This is a genomic window from Vagococcus lutrae, assembly GCF_003987555.1.
GTDB classification, from domain to species: Bacteria; Bacillota; Bacilli; order Lactobacillales; family Vagococcaceae; genus Vagococcus_A; species Vagococcus_A lutrae.
Genome location: NZ_NGJW01000007.1, coordinates 61451 through 81480, shown reverse-complemented (window position 1 = coordinate 81480; position 20030 = coordinate 61451). Strand labels below are relative to the sequence as shown.

Below are 20030 nucleotides of genomic sequence, written 5' to 3'. Positions count from 1 at the left end.
AGCAAGCGAAAGGAGAACAGTGTAATGGAAGAAACAGCAGAGTTAATTTTAGAAAATGTCGACAATGGCGACTTCGGTGGCGAAATTGTAATTGCACCAGAAGTTTTAGAAGTGATTATTGGGATTAGTGCCGCTAAAATTGACGGTGTTTATGGTATGCGAGGTAACTTAGCTTCTAACGTTAATGAGTTGCTTGGTAAAGCGGATCATCGTAAAGGTGTCTCTTTAAACATTGATGAAGACGGTATTAAAGTTGATTTATACTGTTATTTAAATTATGGTGTATCTGTGCCTAAAGTAGCACTGTCAATGCAAGAAAAAGTGAAAGAACAAGTTTTATTTATGACTGATTTAGAATTAAAAGAAGTAAACATTCATGTAGTGGGTGTGATACCAGAAAAAATGGTCAACCCTACGCTGGATGAATTGTTACAATTAGAAGAGGATGAATAGAGTGGAAGTAACCCGTAGAGAAATACGTGAGAGAGCCATCCAAACGTTGTATTCTTTAGATTTTCATGAGGATATTTCGCTAGAACGGGCTATTTTACTAACACTTTCGTTACATGATGAGGAGTACGATGATATTCCATCTTACTTATTTCAAGTGCTTGAAGGTGTTCAAAAGAATCAAATGGAACTGGATCAGCTTATTAGTGAACATCTTAAAGGCTGGACGTTACAACGTCTTTCAAAAGTTGACTTGATGATTTTACGATTAGCCGTTTATGAGATTTTGCATGAAGATGACGTCCCGAACCGAGTAGCTTTGAATGAAGCGCTTGAATTAGCTAAAACCTACAGTGATGATTCATCTCGTAAATTTATAAATGGTGTCCTTTCCGTTATTATATCTGAACAAAAATAGAGAAGTGATGACTTCTCTATTTTTGTTTGTGAGGAATACTGTTTAAAATGAACAATTATGATAGAATAAGGTAGATTTCAAAGGAATGTTTCCAAATTGTGAGACGGTGAAAGTGAGGCATTTAAATGTCAGAAACACAATATTTAACAGTCGCATCTTTAACGAAATATTTAAAACAAAAATTTGAACGAGATCCTTATCTGGAAAGAGTCTATTTGATTGGCGAAGTGTCGAATTATCGTAATCGTCAAAATAGTCATCAATATTTCTCTTTAAAAGATGAAAAAGCTAAAATTAATGCCGTCATGTTTAAGTCGGCTTTTCAAAAATTAAAATTTTCTCCTGAAGAAGGGATGAAAGTCTTAGTAATCGGACGTATTTCTTTATATGAAGCGACCGGACAGTACCAAATATATGTCGAACATATGGAGCCGGATGGCGTAGGCGCTTTATATCAAGCCTTACGCGAGCGACAAGAAAAATTAGCAGCAGAAGGATTGTTTTCTGGAGAAAAACGTGCGTTAAACAAGTATCCTGAAAAAATCGCAGTTGTGACGAGTCCTTCAGGTGCGGTTATTCGCGATATTATGACGACGATTAAACGACGTTATCCATTAGTCGAGCTGACTATTTTTCCAACGTTGGTACAAGGTAATCAAGCCGCACCGGATATTGTATCGAGTCTGAAACAAGCAGATGAAGGGGATTTCGATACGATTATTTTAGCGCGTGGAGGAGGCTCTATTGAAGATTTATGGCCTTTTAACGAGGAAGTTGTCGTGCGCACAATTTATAGTTTGCAAACGCCGCTAATCTCTTCAGTCGGTCATGAAACAGATACGACTTTGGCCGATTTGGTTGCAGATGTTAGAGCGGCGACGCCAACGGCTGCGGCGGAGCTTGCGGTCCCTAATTTACAGGAAGAATGGTTGAAGTTAAAAGAGAGAGAGCAACGTCTTTTAACCAGTATGACAACAAGAATGGAAAAAGAGCGGACACGTTTAGCAACGGTTATGGAATCCTACGTGATGAAGCAACCTCATCGGCTTTATGAGAATTATAGCTTAGCCTTAGACCGCCAAGTCATAGCGTTTAAACAAGCGATGAAAAATACACTTTATGATAAAGAAGCACAGTTTCAAGATGTAACCCATCGTTTGAAACAACAACAGCCAAAAGCGCGCATTGATTTAGCGTCGCAGCAAGCTGATTATTTAGAACGGCAATTATTAGCTGCCAAAGACCACTATCAACAAAAAAAAGAGCAGCAATTTATAGAACTTGCTGCAGCACTAGATATGTTAAGTCCCTTGAAGACGATGACGCGAGGGTATTCTTATGTGACAAAAGATGAAAAAATAGTCAAGAGTGTCAAACAAGTTGCACCTCAAGACGAGATGATGATACATGTCGCAGATGGAACGATTCAGTCAACGGTCACCACTATTCAGCACACTATAGAAGGAGAAGTTTAATTAATGGCAACAAAAGAAAAAATGAGTTTTGAAGTAGCAATTTCAGAATTGGAAACCATTGTAAAAGAATTGGAACGTGGGGATATTCCACTAGAAAAAGCACTGACACAGTTTAAAAAAGGTGTTGAGTTAAGTCAAATGTGCCAGAAAAAACTGGCAGATGCCGATGAAATGCTGACTAAAATTATGAATGAAGATGGGACGACGACACTTTTTGATGAAGGAGATTCGGAATGAAAACAGTCAACAGTACCGAGTTTATGACAGCGTATCGTAATCGAGTAGATGAAACGATGTCTCAACATATTCAATCAGTGACATCCGAGCCTTCTTTAAAAGAAGCGATGATGTACTCGGTATCGGCTGGTGGAAAACGGATTCGTCCGCTATTGTTACTTGCAACGGTGGCTTTTTTTGATGAAGAAATAACCCAAGCGCAAGTAGATGTGGCAGCTGCTATTGAGATGGTTCATACTTACTCGTTGATTCATGATGATTTACCCGCAATGGATGATGATGATTTACGTCGGGGAAAACCGACCAATCATAAAGTGTATGGGGAAGCACTCGCAATTTTAGCTGGCGATGCTTTGTTGACAGAGGCTTTTCATCTTATTGGTTGTAGCGCGCTACCGGCAGACTTACGTGTTGAAGCGATGACCCAGTTGGCTTGGAGTTCTGGTGCAAATGGTATGGTAGCCGGTCAGGTAGCAGATATGGAAGGGGAACAACAACAGCTTCCTTTAGAACAATTATCTGCTGTTCATCAACGAAAAACAGGTCGTTTATTGGCGTTACCGTTGACGTTAGGCGCCATGTTAACGCAACAGCCTTTTGAAACAGTTAGTCGATTTACAGAAATGGGGAATCAACTAGGGCTAGCTTTTCAAATTCGCGATGATATTTTAGACGTGGTAGGAAGTACTGATGAATTAGGCAAGCAAACGGGTGTGGATGCAGAGCGAGAAAAAAGTACGTACACTTCCTTGTTAGGACTTGATGAGGCAATTAATGTTTTTGAGCGCACGATTAGCTCCGTTCTAAATGACCTTCAACGCTATCGTAAAATGGAAGGGTCGATTTCCGCACTAGAAGCGATTATTCAAGGGTTAGCAGAGATACCAGTAGAGAGGAAACGATAGGGTGATGAAGAAAGAACGAGCAGATATACTGGCGTATCAACAAGGTTTAGCAGAGACGAGAGAACAAGCTAAACGCTTGATTATGGCTGGGAAAGTCTATGATGAGTTAAATGAACGGATTGATAAACCGGGTACGAAGTTAGACAGTGACACCATGTTGCAGTTGAAAGGCGAAGGGCCAAAATATGTTTCTCGTGGTGGATTGAAATTAGAAAAAGCACTGAAAGTTTTTTCTATTGACATGCAAGACAAGATTGTCTTAGACATTGGTGCTTCGACAGGTGGTTTTACCGACGTTGCTTTACAAGCGGGTGCGGTCAAAAGCTATGCTTTAGATGTCGGCTATAATCAGCTTTCATGGAAGTTGCGACAAGATGATCGTGTAATTGTGATGGAAAGAATGAATTTTCGTTATGCTAAGCCTGAAGATTTTACTGAGGGAGTCCCACAAGTTGCGACGATTGATGTCTCATTTATTTCTTTAAAACTTATATTACCAGTTTTAAAAACGATACTAGCTGTTGATGGAGAAGTCGTTTGCCTTGTCAAACCGCAGTTTGAAGCAGGGAAAGAAAATGTTGGTAAAAAAGGTATCATTAAAGATCCTGCGGTTCATCAAATGGTCTTAGAGGAAATGCTTGATTTTATGTTAAATGAAGGCTATTTGGTTAAAGGTGTTTCTTATTCTCCAGTAAAGGGTGGTGAGGGGAATATTGAGTTTCTCGTTCACTTAGTTTGGCCTAAGGCATCTGAACCACAGAGACTGCAGGATAATGAGCGTGCAACGATTGTAAAAGTAGTGGAAGAGGCTCATCAACAATTAACTGACGCGTAAAGGAGTTGATAAAGATGAAAAAACGAACACGACAAACTCTTATTGCAGATATTTTAAAACGTGAAACAATAGGTAATCAAAGTGAATTAGTCGAGGCGTTACGTGATAAAGGTATTGAAGTGACGCAGGCGACTATTTCACGTGATATTAAAGAGATGAAATTGATTAAAACGAAGTCAAAAAAAGGAACTTTTCACTATCGGTTACCAGAAACAAGTCCGTCGTATATACCAGAAGAACTAGGCCGTTTATTAAGTGGGAGTCTTGTTCATGTCTCTTATCAACGTGATAAGGTGTTGCTCAAAACCACTCCGGGAAGTGCCACTGCCATCGCGAGGATTATCGAGGAGGAATACCTCGACTATTTGTTTACTGTCATGACCGATGATGATAAAGTTTTGTTGTTTTGTTTGGATAAAAAAGAAGCGTATCAACTCTATCAATCGTTTAGCACATATGTGACAAAGTAGGTGAAAAAATGTTACAAGAATTAACTATTAAAGATTTTGCGATTATTTCACAATTGGATTTATCATTTTCGGAAGGCATGACCGTTTTAACAGGGGAAACAGGTGCGGGAAAATCCATTATTATTGATGCCGTAGGCTTGTTGGTAGGTGGACGTGGTTCTACTGATTTTATCCGAGAAGGCGCAAAAAAAGCTCAGTTGCAAGGGCAGTTTGAAGTGTCATCACACGTTTTCGAGCGAATGACGCCTTACTTGCAATCGCTAGGAATTGAAGCCACTGAGCGTACGATGATTCTATCACGTGATATTTCATTATCGGGGAAGAATGTCTGTCGAATTAATGGTCATCTCGTGAACACGCAAGCGTTAAAGAAAGTCGGCCAATTATTAGTAGATATTCACGGACAACATGAACACCAAGAGTTAATGGATAGCGAACGTCATCTTTCTTTTTTAGATCAATATGGAGGTGAATCGCTCGCGCTGCTTAAAACACGCTATCAAGAATTGTTTGAATCCTATCAAGCAAATGTGCGTCTTTTGAGAAATTATCAGCAAAATGAACGCGAACATGCGCAAAGAATGGATATGTTGCAATTTCAACATGATGAAATTGCAGAAGCGAATCTAAAAATAGGCGAAGAGGAAGCGTTAAAACAAGAGCGTGATTTTTTAGCCAATTATCAAGAGATTGTACAACAACTATCTAAAAGTTATGATATCATTCAAGGAAATATGAATATCGGGGCGTTGGAACAAATTGGCGAAGCCATGGCTGCAATGGAGGCGATTGAGCATCTAGACAGTGCTTATCAGACGATAGCAGAAGGGGTACGTGACAGTTATTACCAGTTAGAAGAAGTAGCACGTGACATTAGTCAACAACTTACACATACGGAAATGGATGATAATCGTTTAGAAGAAGTCGAAGAACGCTTGACGACGATTATCCGACTAAAGAAAAAGTATGGGGATAGCATTGAGAAAATACTGGAGTATTTCGATGAAATTGCGAGTGAATTAGCGGAAAGCCAAAATGTCGAAGGGTCGTTAACGTCTCTTCAAAAAACGATTAACGAACAGCACGAACAGCTAGAGGAATTAGCTCAACAATTAACACAAGCAAGAGAGACGCTCAGTGTGTCATTAGAGAAAGCGATTATAGAGCAACTCGGAGATTTGTATCTTGAAAAAACACGTTTTGAAGTCCGACGTGAAAAGAAAGAACTGAGTGACGACGGTTGGGATATGATTAGTTTTTATATTTCGACCAATCCGGGAGAACCTTTAAAGCCGTTAGAAAAAGTGGCGTCTGGAGGCGAGCTGTCGAGAATTATTTTAGGGATGAAGACTATTTTTTCTAAAACGCATGGCGTTACCAGTATTGTTTTTGATGAAGTGGATACAGGGGTTAGTGGACGTGTAGCCCAAGCGATTGCAGAGAAAATTCATGATATTGCAGTGGACTCGCAAGTTCTTTGTATCACTCATCTACCTCAAGTGGCGGCACATGCCGATCAACAATACTATATCCGCAAAAAAGTAGTAGACGGACGGACGTTAACAGATGTGACGATTTTAAATAATGACGAGCGCGAAATAGAAATCGCTAGAATGTTAGCGGGAGAGACGATTACCGATTTGTCTCGTGAGCATGCACGTGAATTATTAAAACAAGCACACAAATAAAAACTCGCAGTGAAACTGCCTTTTTACGTTGGCAATTTCGCTACGAGTTTTTTGCTTACAGAATACTTGCGACAGCTGCTAAAACGGCAGAGCCGACAATCGCAATTAACATAATCCAAATGACGATTTTTTTTATCGTATTAAATTTTTTTGAGTTCATTGATTTCATCCTTTATTGATAGACTAGTTACATTATACCTGTTTTAGTGATGGTTGCAAGTTACAAATCGTAGAGAATCTGAAAAGATACTACGCAAATGTAAATAAATTTGGTATATTAGTAATGTTGTCATATAAAAATGACACTGGAAAGTTATCTAGGTTAAATAGTTTTGTAAAATCTATATGTTATCTTATGGAAGAGGTTTTTAAAATATGAGTACATTTAATGTCGTAAGACTGTTATGGTATTTATTTCCAATATTAGTGATTTTTGCATGTAATTATCTTGTGCAGCGCTTATCTTTATATGAAAAAATCGGTTTGAAATCGCCAGATTTAGCTACGTTCTTTCTATTTATAGGATTGCACTTTTTATCGAAAGAATTATTTGAAATATCGGTTCTTCCTTATGTGTTAATATTAGTGTTATTTATAGGGATGGGAGTAGCAATAGGTCATGCTCGGTATTTTGGTGATATTCAGTATCGACGCTTTTTCAAAATGTTTTGGCGCATTACATTTTTAGTGCTAATCGTCGTCTATATCGGATTAGCCATTTATGGAATCTTTACTTAAAATACTTACGACACATCGGCAGTGTGTTGTAAGTATTTTTGTTTTTTAAAGAGAGGTAAAAAAAGGAAAAAAATCTCGGCTGATAGTGGTAGAAAGTGGGGGGATGTGGTAGACTAAAGATACTATGTGGGGAAAGAGGTCCAATATCATGTTTATGGGAGAGTTTACACATAATATTGACTCAAAAGGTCGTCTCATCATGCCCTCTAAATTTAGAGAAAACTTAGGTTACAAATTTGTTGTAACACGAGGGATGGACGGCTGTTTATTTGTGTACCCACAATTAGAATGGCAACAATTGGAAGAAAAACTTCAAGAATTGCCACTATCAAAAAAAGATGCACGAACATTCGTCCGTTTCTTTTACTCTGCAGCAACAGAATGTGATATTGATAAGCAAGGACGTATTAATATCCCACCTACCTTACGCGCGCACGCACAACTAGAAAAAGCCTGTGTCGTAATCGGAGTTGCAAACCGTATTGAAATTTGGAGTGAAGAGAGATGGCAACAATATGCATTAGAAGCAGAAGAAAATTATGACGAACTTGCCGAAACAATGATTGATTTTGGATTTTAGAAAGGGAATAGATATGATGCCAGAAGAATTTCACCACGTAACCGTTCTTTTAAATGAGGCTGTGGATAATTTAAATATAAAAAAAGATGGTGTGTATGTAGACTGTACGTTAGGTGGAGCAGGGCATAGTGAAGCGATTCTTTCCCAACTGTCAGAGGAAGGTCATTTATACGCATTCGATCAGGATGAAGTGGCGATAAAAAATGCGCAGCAAAAATTAGCGTCCTACATTGAAAAAGGTCAAGTAACTTTCATCAATACTAATTTTCGTCATCTAAAAGAAGAACTTGAAGCTCGTGGAGTTATTCATGTGGATGGGATAGTTTACGACTTAGGTGTCTCGTCACCACAATTAGATGAAATCGAACGTGGGTTTAGCTATCATGGTGATGCACCGCTAGATATGCGTATGAATCAAAAAGCTGATTTCAGTGCGTATCATGTCGTTAACGAGTATGACTATCATGAGCTAGTAAAGATTTTTTATCGCTATGGTGAAGAAAAGTTTTCAAAACAAATTGCAAGAAAGATAGAGCAAGCACGTCAAGAAAAGCCGATTGAAACGACTGGTGAATTGGTAGAGTTGATTAAAGCAGGGATTCCAGCGCCAGCACGTCGTAAGGGAGGACATCCAGCTAAGCGTGTCTTTCAAGCGATTCGGATAGAAGTAAATGATGAATTGCATGCTATCGAAGAATCTATCGAGCAAGCGATTGACTGTTTGTCAGTCGGTGGTCGACTATCGGTTATTACGTTTCATTCATTAGAAGACCGATTGATAAAAACGATATTCCGTGAATATAGTAAACCGAAAGAAACACCGGCTGGTTTGCCTGTTCTTTTAGAAGAGGACGAGCCACTCTTATCATTGGTTAATCGTAAACCGATTTTACCGAGTGAAGAAGAAGTCGCTGCGAATAATCGCGCGCGTAGTGCTAAGTTACGTGTGGCGAGTAAAAACAGATTATGAAAGGATGTGGAAAAAATGGCAGAACTACGAGAATTTGACCCAGTAGAAACTGTGACAGAAGACATAACAAGCACTGTTCGTCAAGATGTGTTGGCACAACCACGCGAACACTTAAAAAAGATTAGTCGTTTTGAAAAAATCGTTTTTTTCGCATTGATTAGTTTTTTCCTTCTCATATCTGGCGCCACTATCCAAGTTTCTTCTAAATTAGCCAAAGCAGAAGCGACCGTTTCAGAAGGTCAGGCGGCTATTTCTAAGCAAGAGGCGAGTATTGCGGAGTTAGAACAAGAAAAATCTGAGTTGTTAAGAGCAGATCGCATTAAAAAAGCGGCACAAAAAGCAGGATTGAAAGTAAATGAAGAACAAATAAGGAATGTGAAATAATGAAACTAAATAGATGGAAGTCTTTTATAGCGTCAAAGGGATTGAATCCTAAAAAAAATCGGCGAACGTTTGCTTCCTTTCTATTTGGATTAACAATTTTAGTCTTTCTCATATTTTTTATGCGTTTTATCTATATCGTGTTAGTCGGTAAAGTAGGGCATGAATCTTTAGACGATAAAACACAACAATTATACCGAGGTAGTAGCGTTGTGAAAGCAAAACGAGGCACCATTTACGATCGTAATGGGGAGCCGATTGCTGAAGACGCTACTTCTTATTCGTTATATGCGGTTTTAGATGAAACGTATCTTGGTATGAGTCCTGACGGTAAACAAGAACGTGAAAAATTGTATGTCCAATCGAAAGATAAAGAAGAAATAGCGAAAGTATTAGCTGATAATACGAACCTTGAAGCTGATTTTGTCATGGAACAACTGTCACGTAATCAAAAGCAAGTTGAGTTTGGTTCGGGTGGTAAAAATTTAACGTATGAACAAAAAACAAAAATTGAAGAGGCACTTGAAAAAAAAGAGATTAAAGGGATTTACTTTGAAAAACATCAAGCGAGAATGTATCCAAATGGTGTCTTTGCTTCTCACTTTATCGGTTACGCTCAATTAGCAGATGCGGATGATGAATCTAAAGGCTTGGTTGGTCGAATGGGAATCGAGGAAGCACAAAATGATATTTTGTCGGGTGAGGATGGCGAGATTTATTTCCAAAAAGATAGTATGCAACGTCCGATTCCAGGAACGACCTCTGTTTTGAAAGAGGCTAAAGACGGTCAGGATATCTATACAACGTTTGACAGTCGTCTTCAATTGTATTTAGAAGAGTTACTAGACGAGACGATGAAAAAATATGGACCTGAAAATATTACAGCGACACTGGTCGAAGCAAAATCGGGGGATATTATCGCTGCTGGGCAACGTCCAAGTTTTAATCCGGAGACAAAAGAAGGACTGGAAGACACAGAGGAGCGTCCAGCAATGTGGCGCAACTTACTAGTGGAAGAGCCGATTGAACCAGGATCTACGATGAAAGTCTTTACGATGTCTTCTGCTTTGGATTTACAAGTGGTCAATCCAGACGAGTATTTTCAAACGGGGCATATTGAAGTAGATGATGCTCGGATTAATGATTGGAATCCGCAAGGGGTAGGGACAGTTACCTTTAGACAAGGATTTGCTTGGTCGAGTAACGTGGGCATGGTTCTGCTTCAACAACGTATGGGTGATGAATGGCAACGATATGTGAAGCGATTTGGTTTTACCAAGCCAACTAATATTAATTTACCCGGTGAAAACAAAGGAAGTATTCAAAAAGGAACGACTGTCGACCGTGCGATGACAGCGTTTGGTCAGGCCATTTATGTGACACCTATGCAAATGGTTCAAGCGTATACTGCGATTGCCAATGACGGTAAAATGATGAAACTTAACTATATTGACAAAATTGTTAAACAGGATGGCGAAGAAGTCTATACGGAACCTGAAATGTTAGCTAAGCCAATAAAACCTCAGAGTGCGCATCAAACGCTACAAATGATGCAAGGGGTTGTGGATGATAAGCAGTATGGGACAGGAAATAACTTTGCAATCGAAGGGTATCCGATTGCGGCTAAGACGGGAACAGCGCAGTTCTTTGCGGATGGTAGTTACTCAACGTCTGAGTTTTTATACTCGGTCGTAGAAATTGCTCCAACCGATAATCCAGAATACATCTTATACGTGACGATTAAACGTCCTAAGGAAGGCACTGGAACAGCAGGTGGCGTTATGGTTTCAGAAATTAGTAACCCGCTTTTAAAATTAGCGCTAGACCTTAATATAAAAAATTCAGAAGAGTAGGAGATAAAAATATGAACTGGACGCGACTTTTTTTTCCAATAGCCATTAGTTTTGCGATGACTGTGTCGTTGATGCCGTTCTTTATCGGTTATTTTCAAATGAAGAAACATGGACAACCGATTCGTGAAGAAGGACCTAAATGGCATAATGTTAAAGCTGGAACACCGACAATGGGTGGCGCTGTATTTTTAGTTGCTATTACCGTAACTAGTCTTATTTTCAGTCTGTTTCAACGTGTTTTAACAGCTGAGATGTGGATTATGTTGGCGATTTTATTATTGTACGGCACGCTTGGTTTCTTAGATGACTTTATCAAAATATTTAAACAACGTAATATGGGACTTACTTCTTTACAAAAATTAATTGGTCAGATTGTAGGAGGTATTCTTCTTTATACTGTCTTTAAGGCTAAAGGCTATCCTACAACCTTATCACTTCCGTTTAATGTCACATTAGACTTAGGTGTTTTATACGGCGTTTTCGTAGTGATTTGGTTAGTCGGTTTTTCTAACGCTGTCAATTTAACTGACGGCTTAGATGGACTAGTAGCTGGTTTGGGAACTATCTCATTTGGTACGTATGCCATTATTGCATGGAATCAACATCAATATGATGTGCTGTTAGTTTGCTTAGCAGTAATGGGCGGGTTACTAGGATTCTTCCTATTCAATAAAAAACCAGCTAAAATATTCATGGGAGATGTAGGGTCACTTGCCTTAGGTGGCTTACTCGCAAGTATCTCGATTATATTAAAACAAGAGTGGACACTGCTCTTAGTCGGTCTTGTCTATGTGATTGAAACACTCAGTGTGATTATGCAAGTCACTTCATTTAAATTAACAGGGAAACGTATTTTTAAAATGAGTCCGATCCATCATCATTTTGAAATGGTGGGTTGGTCTGAATGGAAAATTAATTTTGTTTTTTGGTCAGTAGGATTAATCATGTCAATCTTGACACTAACAATTCTTTATTAGGAGGCTATTAGGATGAGAACGGTAACGCATTACCAACATAAGAAAGTTTTAATTTTAGGATTAGCAAAAAGTGGTATGAGTGCGGCGAAATTATTACATCAATTAGGTGCGATTGTGACAGTTAATGACGGTCGTCCATTTGAAGAAAATAGTGAAGCACAAGACTTACTCACTATGGGAATGCGAGTGATTACAGGTTCTCATCCTGTTGACCTTTTAGATGAAGAGTTTGAATTGATTGTTAAGAATCCAGGGATTCCATATGATAATCCTATTATCGAGAAAGCAATAGAAAAAGAAATTCCTATCATTACTGAAGTTGAACTGGCGTATGAAATTAGTGAGGCTCAGATTATCGGGATTACGGGGACAAACGGCAAAACCACGACGACCACGATGATTGGGGCTGTTCTAAATGGTGGTAGTACGTCACCTCACGCTTACTTAGCAGGAAATATTGGCGAAGTGGCAAGTACCGTCGCGCAAGGTTTGTCAGAAAAAGACTGGATGGTTACCGAACTGTCTAGTTTTCAACTAATGGGCACGCGAAAATTCCATCCGCATATCGCTGTCATAACGAATTTATATGAAGCGCATTTAGATTATCACGGTTCACGTAAAGCGTATGTTCACGCGAAGTGGGAAATTCAAAAAAACATGACGGCAGGGGATAGATTAGTTTTAAATTATCATCAAGCTGAATTGCGTCAGCTAGCAGAAAAAACGAAAGCGACCGTTGTGCCATTTAGTCTGGAAGCAGCTGATACAAATGGACAAGGTGCATACCTTAAAGATGATGTGTTATACTTTGAGGATGAAAAGATAATGACTGCTGCGGAGATTGGTGTACCAGGCTTACATAATATTGAAAATGCATTGACAACTATTGCAGTTGCAAAAACGATTGGCGTAGAAACTTCTGTGATTAAACAAGTATTGAGTGAATTTGGTGGCGTTGAACACCGCATGGAGTACATAGGAGAATTTTTCAATAGTAAGGTTTATAACGATTCTAAAGCGACCAATACACTGGCGACGATAAAAGCGTTAGAAGGATTTAAAGATTTATCAAAAGTCGTGTTAATTGCCGGAGGGCTAGATCGTGGGAATGATTTTGATGAGTTAATTCCAGCGTTTAAATCTATAAAACATGCAGTGTTTTATGGTGAAACGAAAGAAAAATTGACTACCTCCGCGATAAAAGCAGGCCTGTGGACAACTGAAATAGTAGCAACTTTACCAGAAGCAGTATTAGTAGCGAGTCATCAGCTTGCCGAAGGAGATGTGTTACTATTTTCTCCTGCATGTGCTAGTTGGGATCAGTTCAAAAACTTTGAAATTAGAGGCCGGGTCTTTAAAGAAACGGTGAAACAAATAGAAAAAGAGTGGAAAAATAAATGAAGATGATTGTATCAGGCGGCGGGACGGGCGGACATATCTATCCAGCTTTATCCTTAGTCGATTATATGGAAAAAAATATGCCCTCCCATGAGGCGTTATATGTTGGTACGGAAGAAGGGCTCGAGAGTCAAATTGTAACAAAAAAAGGAGTACCATTTAAATCAATACGTGTACAGGGGTTTAAGCGTAGTTTAAGTCTAGATAATGTTAAAACCGTGTATTACTTTATGAAAGCTGTTCAAGATTCTAAAAAGTTAATTGAGGAATTTCAGCCAGATGTTGTGGTCGGCACAGGTGGCTATGTTTGTGCCCCTATTGTGTATGCAGCGCATAAAAAAGGCGTACCGACTATGATACATGAACAAAATAGCGTTCCCGGACTGGCTAATAAGTTTTTAGCTCGTTATGTGGATAAAGTGGCTATTTGTTTTCCAGAAGCCGCGGAGTATTTTGATAAAAATAAAACCGTACTGACGGGTAACCCACGTGGTCAAGAAGTAGCAAGTATCCAACCGACAGATAGTTTAAGTCAATTTGGCTTTACAGAAAAACTGCCGACGATATTAGTCTTTGGAGGTAGTCGTGGGGCATTAACGATGACACGAGCGATGATGGAAGCTATGCCTCAAATGACGGGGAAAGATTATCAAGTGTTATTCGTGACGGGTAAAATATATTATGAAGATGTTATGGCGGCTGTAAGTGAGACAGTTAAGGCTAATGACAAGATAAAAATTGTACCCTATATTGAAGAAATGGAAAAAATCTTAACTAATGTGACGTTAGTAGTCGGACGCGCAGGCGCCACGTCGTTAGCTGAAATTACAGCGTTAGGACTTCCTTCGATTTTGATACCAAGTCCAAATGTTACGAATGACCATCAAACTAAAAATGCTCAGTCTGTTGTGAATCATGGAGGAGCAGTATTATTACGTGACGACGAATTAAACGGTCCGAGATTAGTGACGGAAATAGAACGTATTATCTTGAATCCTGAATTATGTCGAAAAATGGCAGAAGCGTCAAAAGAAATGGGAATTCCGGATGCGACTAAACGTTTATTTGATGAGGTTTATCAACTAATTCATTGATAAGGAGGCGATAGTATGTCTAATAAGAAGTCCAAAAAAAATACATCACGAGCGTCAAAAGATGACCATGTAAAAAAGGGAAAAGCTACCAATATGCATGAAGAAACGGACGGTATGACGGAACTGCCTTCTGATAGATTGGCGAAACGGCATCAATCTAATCAAAATGTAACGTATATCACTATCGAAGAAACTGACACGGGTGAAACGATTATTAAATCAGAAGAATCAGATGAAGAGATTTTGGTAGAAAAGGAAGAAGTTAAGGAAACGAAAGAACCTAAAGAACTTCCAAAGTCGCAATCTTACGCTGATAAATTACCTAAGATGAAACAAAAACGACGAAAAAAATTAAATCGACGTTTAGCGACAATTTTAACCATATTTGGTGTGTCAGCATTGGCATTAATATACTATGTATCGCCATTTAGTAAACTTGGTGCAGTCAAAGTACAAGGGGTAAAGACGATTCCACCTGAACGCATTGTTGAAACCTCTGGCTATAAGCTAGGTGATAGCGTATGGTCGCAATACTATACGGAGCAACCTTTGAAAAATATCGTTAAGCGTAATCCTCGCGTTGCAAGTGTTACGAAGTCTTTTTCAGGTGTTAATCATATCGTCTTACATGTAAAAGAACAAGATGAGATTGCTTATGAGAAACGCTCAGACGGGTATTACCCGTTATTTAAAGATGGACGGGTAGCCAATGAAAAAACTGATAACCCAGATAGTCATTATCCTGTCCTAATCGATTTTTCAGATAAAAAGTATGTACAGAAAATGATGATGAGCTATGATACTTTTTCAGAAGAAGTAAAAGAGAACATAAAAGAAATCTACTATGCACCGAGCAAGGCGAATGAATATCGTATCTCGATTATTATGCATGACGGTAACGAAATCATTGGTAGTATGACTGATATTGAAAATAAAATTAATTACTATCCACAAGTCGCGCAGCAAATGGCTGAAATGGGCATTGTTGATATGGAAGCGGGGATTTATTCTTATTCCTATGAAACACGCGATGAGTACGAGAAGCAACAACAAAAAATAAAAGAAGCACGGGAACGTGGAGATGCTGATTTAGATTTAGAAGGTAGCGAAGAGATTAACTTTGATGAAATTTTGAATTTAGATGGTAATCAAGAGGTAAATGAGAACGAAAATGCGGATGGGGAGTAAAAAAGTCGAGAAAACGAATTATCCACACCAGTCTTGTCTATTTTATAATATTCTTGTTTTGTAAAGTCTCTCTTTTGTGGTAGAATTAATAGGAGTAAGATAATTTAAATAATATACGAAATATTGAAAAGATATGTAAGAAAAAGTCTAGGAGGGAACCTATAAATGGCAAACACAGGGATACATGTGGGCCTAGATATAGGCACGACATCTGTAAAAGTCGTTGTCGCTGAATATATCGAAGGACAAATAAATATTATTGGCGTTGGCAATGCCAAATCCGAAGGTTTGAATCGAGGTATAGTAATAGATATCGATAAGGCAGCGAATACTATTAAACGTGCTATCGCACAAGCAGAAGAAAAGTCGGGAGTTCAAATCCGAAAAGTAAATGTCGGTTTGCCAGCGAACTTACTAGAAATTGAACATTGTGAAGGAATGATAGCAGTCAGTGCTGAATCCAAAGAAATCACAGATGAAGATGTACAAAATGTTGCCTCTGCAGCAATCGTACGTTCAACACCTCCAGAACGTCAAGTGATTACGTTAATTCCACGAGAGTACAAAGTAGATGGGTTTGATGGGATTAAAGATCCACGAGGTATGTTAGGTGTACGTTTGGATATGCAAGGACTTGTATTCACAGGACCAAAAACAATTATCCATAACGTGAAAAAATGTGTGGAAAAAGCTGGCTTGGAACTAGGAGAGTTAGTTATCACACCTCTTGCTTTAGCTGAGACAGTTTTAACAGACGGTGAAAAAGATTTTGGTACAACACTTATTGATATGGGTGGCGGTCAGACGACTGCAGCTGTTTATTATGATAATCAGTTACAATTTACTCATGTTGAACAAGAAGGTGGCGAGTTCGTCACGAAAGATATTTCCGTTGTATTAAATACATCCATTCATAATGCTGAAGCATTAAAAATTAACTATGGTGACGCTTATACTGAACGTACATCAGAAGATGAAGTATTTCCGGTTGAAGTGATTGGAAAATCAGAACCAATTAAAGTTGATGAACGTTATTTATCCGAAATTATAGAAGCAAGAATGGAACAAATTTTTACAAAAGTAAAACATTCCTTAGCCAATACAGATGCATTGAACTTACCGGGTGGTGTGATTATCACAGGTGGTAATGCGGGAATGCCGGGTGTGACAGAATTAGCTTCTGAGATACTCGGAACGAATGTCCACTTACACGTGCCAAATCATATGGGCTTACGTAACCCAATATTTTCAAATGCAATTAGTATCGTTGAATATGCTGCAACTTTAAGTGATATCTATCATATTTCACAATTTGCAGTAACAGGGGAACGTTTTGCACAGACCGCTTCATCAACAATGCCGCGCGTTCAATTCCAAGAACCAAATGAAGTTGAAATGACGCATTATGAAGAGCCGGTTGCTAATGTGAGTGACGCACCAAAAGGAACAAACGAAAAACTATCTGATAAAATAAAAGGTTTCTTTTCAAATATGTTTGATTAGACGACAAGAGCAGGAGGAATAAAAATGGAATTTTCGATAGATAACCAAGTAGAGCACGGCGCTGTCATTAAAGTGATAGGTGTCGGTGGTGGTGGCGGTAACGCTGTCAACCGTATGATTGAAGAAAATGTAAAAGGGATCGAATTTATCGTTGCCAATACTGATGTTCAAGCTTTGCGTGATAGCAAGGCTGAAACAGTGATTCAATTAGGACCAAAATATACACGCGGACTAGGTGCAGGTTCTCAACCAGAAGTTGGGAAAAAAGCAGCTGAAGAAAGTGAAGAGCAATTAGCGAAAGCGTTGGAAGGCGCAGATATGATTTTCATCACCGCTGGTATGGGTGGGGGAACAGGTACTGGTGCTGCTCCTGAAGTAGCTCGTATTGCGAAAGACTTAGGTGCTTTGACAGTTGGTGTGGTTACACGTCCATTCGGTTTTGAAGGACCAAAACGTGGCCGTTTTGCAGCCGAAGGTATCTCAGCATTGAAAGAACATGTTGATACATTATTAATTATCTCAAATAACCGCCTATTAGAAGTAGTTGATAAGAAAACACCAATCTTAGAAGCTTTCCGTGAAGCTGACAATGTTTTACGTCAAGGGGTTCAAGGTATCTCTGATTTAATTACGGCACCTGGCTATGTCAACTTAGACTTTGCCGATGTTAAAACAGTCATGGAAAATCAAGGAACTGCTTTAATGGGTATCGGTTCAGCTACAGGTGAAGATCGTGTCATTCAAGCGACAAAACAAGCTATTTCATCACCATTATTAGAAACATCTATCGATGGTGCAGAACAAGTCTTGTTAAATATTACTGGTGGCTTAGATATGACATTGTTCGAAGCACAAGATGCTTCTGATATTGTAGCAGCTGCAGCTGATGGCGATGTGAACATCATTCTAGGAACATCAATTAACGAAGCATTAACAGATGAAATTATTGTGACTGTTATCGCGACAGGAATTGACCCTACAAAAAAGGAAAAAAAAAAGACTCGCGTAGCTTCTAAAGCACCCCGTCAAACTTTTCAACCAACAGAGCGTCCAGCAGTAACGGAAGCAACTGTTAGTGCAAAAGAAGAGGAAGAAGAAAGTGCATTCGGTGACTGGGATATCCGTCGTGAGCCAAATGAACGTCATGCGGTAGACACGACAGAATTTGAACCGATTGAAAAGAAGGAAATCGATACTTTTAAAAAAGAAGTAGAGAAAAAAGAGGACGATGAGTTAGATACACCTCCATTTTTCCGTCGTAAAAGGTAAGAAGTTATGAAAAAGTTAGCTAACAATTTAAATAAAATTCAGCAGGAGCTATCAACCTATCATTTAACGTCACCTACTGCGAAATTAATCGCGGTGACAAAGTATGTTGAAAGCGACGTGATGAGAGAACTCTATCATTTAGGTCAATATGATATTGCTGAAAACCGTACGGACTTGCTGTTAAAAAAGAAAATTGAATTAGCTGATTGTTCAAAGTTTGTTTGGCATTTTATCGGACCTTTACAAACGCGTAAAGTCAAAGATGTGATTAACAACATTGACTATTTTCATGCCCTTGATCGATTAAAAACAGCTCAAGAGATTCAAAAGCGAGCTGAACATGAAATTAAATGTTTTATTCAAGTGAATGTATCAGGTGAAACCACAAAACAAGGGATTTCACCTGATGCATTAGTGTCTTTTATTGACGAGCTTGAAAAATATGATAAAATCAGAGTGGTTGGTTTAATGACAATGGCACCAAATACGTCTGATAAACAACTTATTCGAAATTGTTTTAAACAACTCAAGGATTTAAGTCAAGATGTGCAGCGTTTAAATAAAGGCTATGCACCTTGTACAGAGTTGAGTATGGGAATGAGTCAAGACTATCAAATCGCTTTGGAAGAAGGAGCGACGTTTATTAGGATTGGCACAGATTTATTTCAATAGATTAATTAGAAAAGGAAAAGGGTGTGCAAAAATATGGATTTTACAGCAGCAACTGAAAAAATTCAACGTTTTTTTGGTTTAGATGGAGCAGATGATGAGGTGGTAGTAAACGACACTCAAAATACGTATCAAGCACCAGAAGAACCGAAAGCGAGTGCGCCCCGCCAACCTTTACGTTCGCAAATGTCTGAGCCAGTTAAAAAGCAAGAGGCGTATACTAATACGCCACCTATGGAGAACCGTCGTCAGTCGTCGCATGAAGCGCGACCTCAAATGCAAAATGAACGCGTTCAACCAAAACAAGATAACGTGTTAAGGATGAAGCAATCTGCACAGTCGTCAGCAGGACCAAAGGTGAAGGATGATAGTCAAGTGAAAAAAGTGTTGATATTAGAACCGAGAACATATACAGAAGCTAAAACAATTGCCAAAGCTATTTTCAGAAGTGAAGTAGTGATTATTAATTTTCGAGTGATGGAAGAAGCGCAAGCCCGTCGTATTGTCGATTTCTTAACAGGGGTAGTATATGCTTTGGATGGCGATATTCAGCGTTTAGGGGATGAGCTTTTCATCTGCACACCGCCAAACATGGAGATTGATAGTGATGTGGCAAAAAGTCTATTGAAAACTCAATTTACTGAGTTTTAAAAAGGAAGTGTCGGTTTGTTTTTAATTACATTTATTAGAACATTTACGAATGTGTATTCAACATGTTTAATCATTTATGCCCTTTTATCATGGTTTCCAGGTGGTTATGACACCGCCATTGGCGAGTTTTTAACACGAATTTGTGAACCATATTTAAAATTATTTGATCGTTTAAATTTAAACATTGGATTTATGAGTTTTACGATTATGGTGGCATTAATTGTATTAAATGTTGCATCTTCATTATTAATCCGCTTAGTTTGGATGTTTCTATAAGCAAA

22 protein-coding genes and 2 pseudogenes are annotated in these 20030 nt (G+C 38.7%); 23 read left to right on the top strand and 1 reads right to left on the bottom strand.

Annotated elements, in window-relative coordinates; genetic code table 11:
* Positions 1-24: 24 nt before the first annotated feature.
* The 8 genes from CBF33_RS06325 to recN all read left to right on the top strand — a co-directional run bounded on the left by CBF33_RS06325 (position 25) and on the right by recN (position 6478).
* Complete coding sequence (locus tag CBF33_RS06325) at positions 25-453, top strand: Asp23/Gls24 family envelope stress response protein (protein WP_126762610.1); 429 nt, start codon at positions 25-27, stop codon at positions 451-453.
* Positions 446-868: a transcription antitermination factor NusB gene (gene nusB, locus CBF33_RS06320; RefSeq protein WP_126762608.1), complete on the top strand. Its 423-nt coding sequence runs from the start codon at positions 446-448 to the stop codon at positions 866-868. Before CBF33_RS06325 ends, nusB begins: the two co-directional genes overlap by 8 nt.
* 125 nt (positions 869-993) lie before the next feature.
* Entirely contained in the window at positions 994-2343 is a 1350-nt protein-coding gene (gene xseA, locus CBF33_RS06315) for an exodeoxyribonuclease VII large subunit (protein WP_126762606.1), read from the top strand.
* A 3-nt stretch (positions 2344-2346) separates the two neighbouring features.
* The gene (locus CBF33_RS06310; protein WP_023606022.1) at positions 2347-2580 is read left to right on the top strand and encodes an exodeoxyribonuclease VII small subunit; all 234 of its coding nucleotides are present in this window, start codon (positions 2347-2349) and stop codon (positions 2578-2580) included.
* Positions 2577-3485, top strand: coding sequence for a polyprenyl synthetase family protein (locus CBF33_RS06305; protein ID WP_023606023.1), 909 nt, complete (start codon positions 2577-2579; stop codon positions 3483-3485). The genes CBF33_RS06310 and CBF33_RS06305 overlap by 4 nt, the downstream gene beginning before the upstream one ends.
* Positions 3486-3489: 4 nt before the next feature.
* The gene (locus CBF33_RS06300; protein ID WP_023606024.1) at positions 3490-4320 is read left to right on the top strand and encodes a TlyA family RNA methyltransferase; all 831 of its coding nucleotides are present in this window, start codon (positions 3490-3492) and stop codon (positions 4318-4320) included.
* Between the two features lie 14 nt (positions 4321-4334).
* The gene (locus CBF33_RS06295) at positions 4335-4790 is read left to right on the top strand and encodes an arginine repressor (RefSeq protein ID WP_126762604.1); all 456 of its coding nucleotides are present in this window, start codon (positions 4335-4337) and stop codon (positions 4788-4790) included.
* 8 nt (positions 4791-4798) lie between these two features.
* Positions 4799-6478, top strand: coding sequence for a DNA repair protein RecN (gene recN, locus CBF33_RS06290; protein ID WP_126762602.1), 1680 nt, complete (start codon positions 4799-4801; stop codon positions 6476-6478).
* Between the two features lie 55 nt (positions 6479-6533).
* On the opposite strand, the gene CBF33_RS06285 is transcribed toward recN, so the two are convergent.
* Entirely contained in the window at positions 6534-6638 is a 105-nt protein-coding gene (locus CBF33_RS06285; RefSeq protein WP_023606027.1) for a DUF4044 domain-containing protein, read from the bottom strand.
* Positions 6639-6853: 215 nt separating this feature from the next.
* On the opposite strand from CBF33_RS06285, the gene CBF33_RS06280 reads away from it, so the two are divergent.
* From CBF33_RS06280 to CBF33_RS06215, 15 genes and pseudogenes are all read left to right on the top strand, one after another.
* Positions 6854-7216, top strand: a complete 363-nt coding sequence (locus CBF33_RS06280; protein ID WP_126762600.1) for a DUF3397 domain-containing protein — start codon at positions 6854-6856, stop codon at positions 7214-7216.
* Positions 7217-7364: 148 nt separating this feature from the next.
* Entirely contained in the window at positions 7365-7796 is a 432-nt protein-coding gene (gene mraZ, locus CBF33_RS06275; protein ID WP_023606029.1) for a division/cell wall cluster transcriptional repressor MraZ, read from the top strand.
* 16 nt (positions 7797-7812) lie between these two features.
* The gene (gene rsmH, locus CBF33_RS06270) at positions 7813-8766 is read left to right on the top strand and encodes a 16S rRNA (cytosine(1402)-N(4))-methyltransferase RsmH (RefSeq protein ID WP_038100535.1); all 954 of its coding nucleotides are present in this window, start codon (positions 7813-7815) and stop codon (positions 8764-8766) included.
* Positions 8767-8781: 15 nt separating this feature from the next.
* Complete coding sequence (locus CBF33_RS06265) at positions 8782-9150, top strand: cell division protein FtsL (protein ID WP_023606031.1); 369 nt, start codon at positions 8782-8784, stop codon at positions 9148-9150.
* Positions 9150-11000, top strand: a complete 1851-nt coding sequence (locus CBF33_RS06260) for a peptidoglycan D,D-transpeptidase FtsI family protein (RefSeq protein WP_126762598.1) — start codon at positions 9150-9152, stop codon at positions 10998-11000. Before CBF33_RS06265 ends, CBF33_RS06260 begins: the two co-directional genes overlap by 1 nt.
* 11 nt (positions 11001-11011) lie before the next feature.
* Positions 11012-11977 (top strand): phospho-N-acetylmuramoyl-pentapeptide-transferase, encoded by a 966-nt coding sequence (gene mraY / locus CBF33_RS06255; protein WP_126762596.1) that lies wholly within the window; start codon positions 11012-11014, stop codon positions 11975-11977.
* A 12-nt stretch (positions 11978-11989) separates the two neighbouring features.
* Positions 11990-13378: a UDP-N-acetylmuramoyl-L-alanine--D-glutamate ligase gene (gene murD / locus CBF33_RS06250; protein ID WP_126762594.1), complete on the top strand. Its 1389-nt coding sequence runs from the start codon at positions 11990-11992 to the stop codon at positions 13376-13378.
* Positions 13375-14469 (top strand): undecaprenyldiphospho-muramoylpentapeptide beta-N-acetylglucosaminyltransferase, encoded by a 1095-nt coding sequence (gene murG, locus CBF33_RS06245; protein WP_126762586.1) that lies wholly within the window; start codon positions 13375-13377, stop codon positions 14467-14469. The genes murD and murG overlap by 4 nt, the downstream gene beginning before the upstream one ends.
* Positions 14470-14484: 15 nt before the next feature.
* Positions 14485-15657 carry a cell division protein FtsQ/DivIB gene (locus tag CBF33_RS06240; RefSeq protein WP_126762583.1) on the top strand — a complete coding sequence of 391 codons (1173 nt, stop codon included), beginning with the start codon at positions 14485-14487 and terminating at the stop codon, positions 15655-15657.
* A gap of 165 nt (positions 15658-15822) precedes the next feature.
* Entirely contained in the window at positions 15823-17160 is a 1338-nt protein-coding gene (ftsA, locus tag CBF33_RS06235) for a cell division protein FtsA (protein ID WP_126762581.1), read from the top strand.
* A 24-nt stretch (positions 17161-17184) separates the two neighbouring features.
* Positions 17185-18192: pseudogene (gene ftsZ, locus CBF33_RS06230) on the top strand (cell division protein FtsZ); the annotation flags it as partial.
* Between the two features lie 54 nt (positions 18193-18246).
* Positions 18247-18429, top strand: a pseudogene (locus CBF33_RS09700) (cell division protein FtsZ); the annotation flags it as partial.
* A gap of 6 nt (positions 18430-18435) precedes the next feature.
* A complete protein-coding gene (locus CBF33_RS06225; protein WP_126762577.1) occupies positions 18436-19101 on the top strand; it encodes a YggS family pyridoxal phosphate-dependent enzyme in 666 nt (221 codons plus the stop codon).
* Positions 19102-19134: 33 nt separating this feature from the next.
* On the top strand, positions 19135-19749 hold the full coding sequence (locus CBF33_RS06220) for a cell division protein SepF (RefSeq protein WP_211329530.1): 615 nt from the start codon (positions 19135-19137) through the stop codon (positions 19747-19749).
* Between the two features lie 24 nt (positions 19750-19773).
* The gene (locus CBF33_RS06215) at positions 19774-20025 is read left to right on the top strand and encodes a YggT family protein (protein ID WP_283163084.1); all 252 of its coding nucleotides are present in this window, start codon (positions 19774-19776) and stop codon (positions 20023-20025) included.
* The last annotated feature ends 5 nt before the right edge of the window (positions 20026-20030 follow it).

What these genes read in the sequence shown, in the direction of transcription:
- CBF33_RS06325 (WP_126762610.1), top strand. Translation starts at nt 25, where the DNA reads ATGGAAGAAACAGCAGAGTTAATTTTAGAAAATGTCGACAATGGCGAC.
- nusB (WP_126762608.1), top strand. Translation starts at nt 446, where the DNA reads ATGAATAGAGTGGAAGTAACCCGTAGAGAAATACGTGAGAGAGCCATC.
- xseA (WP_126762606.1), top strand. Translation starts at nt 994, where the DNA reads ATGTCAGAAACACAATATTTAACAGTCGCATCTTTAACGAAATATTTA.
- CBF33_RS06310 (WP_023606022.1), top strand. Translation starts at nt 2,347, where the DNA reads ATGGCAACAAAAGAAAAAATGAGTTTTGAAGTAGCAATTTCAGAATTG.
- CBF33_RS06305 (WP_023606023.1), top strand. Translation starts at nt 2,577, where the DNA reads ATGAAAACAGTCAACAGTACCGAGTTTATGACAGCGTATCGTAATCGA.
- CBF33_RS06300 (WP_023606024.1), top strand. Translation starts at nt 3,490, where the DNA reads ATGAAGAAAGAACGAGCAGATATACTGGCGTATCAACAAGGTTTAGCA.
- CBF33_RS06295 (WP_126762604.1), top strand. Translation starts at nt 4,335, where the DNA reads ATGAAAAAACGAACACGACAAACTCTTATTGCAGATATTTTAAAACGT.
- recN (WP_126762602.1), top strand. Translation starts at nt 4,799, where the DNA reads ATGTTACAAGAATTAACTATTAAAGATTTTGCGATTATTTCACAATTG.
- CBF33_RS06285 (WP_023606027.1), bottom strand. Translation starts at nt 6,638, where the DNA reads ATGAACTCAAAAAAATTTAATACGATAAAAAAAATCGTCATTTGGATT.
- CBF33_RS06280 (WP_126762600.1), top strand. Translation starts at nt 6,854, where the DNA reads ATGAGTACATTTAATGTCGTAAGACTGTTATGGTATTTATTTCCAATA.
- mraZ (WP_023606029.1), top strand. Translation starts at nt 7,365, where the DNA reads ATGTTTATGGGAGAGTTTACACATAATATTGACTCAAAAGGTCGTCTC.
- rsmH (WP_038100535.1), top strand. Translation starts at nt 7,813, where the DNA reads ATGCCAGAAGAATTTCACCACGTAACCGTTCTTTTAAATGAGGCTGTG.
- CBF33_RS06265 (WP_023606031.1), top strand. Translation starts at nt 8,782, where the DNA reads ATGGCAGAACTACGAGAATTTGACCCAGTAGAAACTGTGACAGAAGAC.
- CBF33_RS06260 (WP_126762598.1), top strand. Translation starts at nt 9,150, where the DNA reads ATGAAACTAAATAGATGGAAGTCTTTTATAGCGTCAAAGGGATTGAAT.
- mraY (WP_126762596.1), top strand. Translation starts at nt 11,012, where the DNA reads ATGAACTGGACGCGACTTTTTTTTCCAATAGCCATTAGTTTTGCGATG.
- murD (WP_126762594.1), top strand. Translation starts at nt 11,990, where the DNA reads ATGAGAACGGTAACGCATTACCAACATAAGAAAGTTTTAATTTTAGGA.
- murG (WP_126762586.1), top strand. Translation starts at nt 13,375, where the DNA reads ATGAAGATGATTGTATCAGGCGGCGGGACGGGCGGACATATCTATCCA.
- CBF33_RS06240 (WP_126762583.1), top strand. Translation starts at nt 14,485, where the DNA reads ATGTCTAATAAGAAGTCCAAAAAAAATACATCACGAGCGTCAAAAGAT.
- ftsA (WP_126762581.1), top strand. Translation starts at nt 15,823, where the DNA reads ATGGCAAACACAGGGATACATGTGGGCCTAGATATAGGCACGACATCT.
- CBF33_RS06225 (WP_126762577.1), top strand. Translation starts at nt 18,436, where the DNA reads ATGAAAAAGTTAGCTAACAATTTAAATAAAATTCAGCAGGAGCTATCA.
- CBF33_RS06220 (WP_211329530.1), top strand. Translation starts at nt 19,135, where the DNA reads ATGGATTTTACAGCAGCAACTGAAAAAATTCAACGTTTTTTTGGTTTA.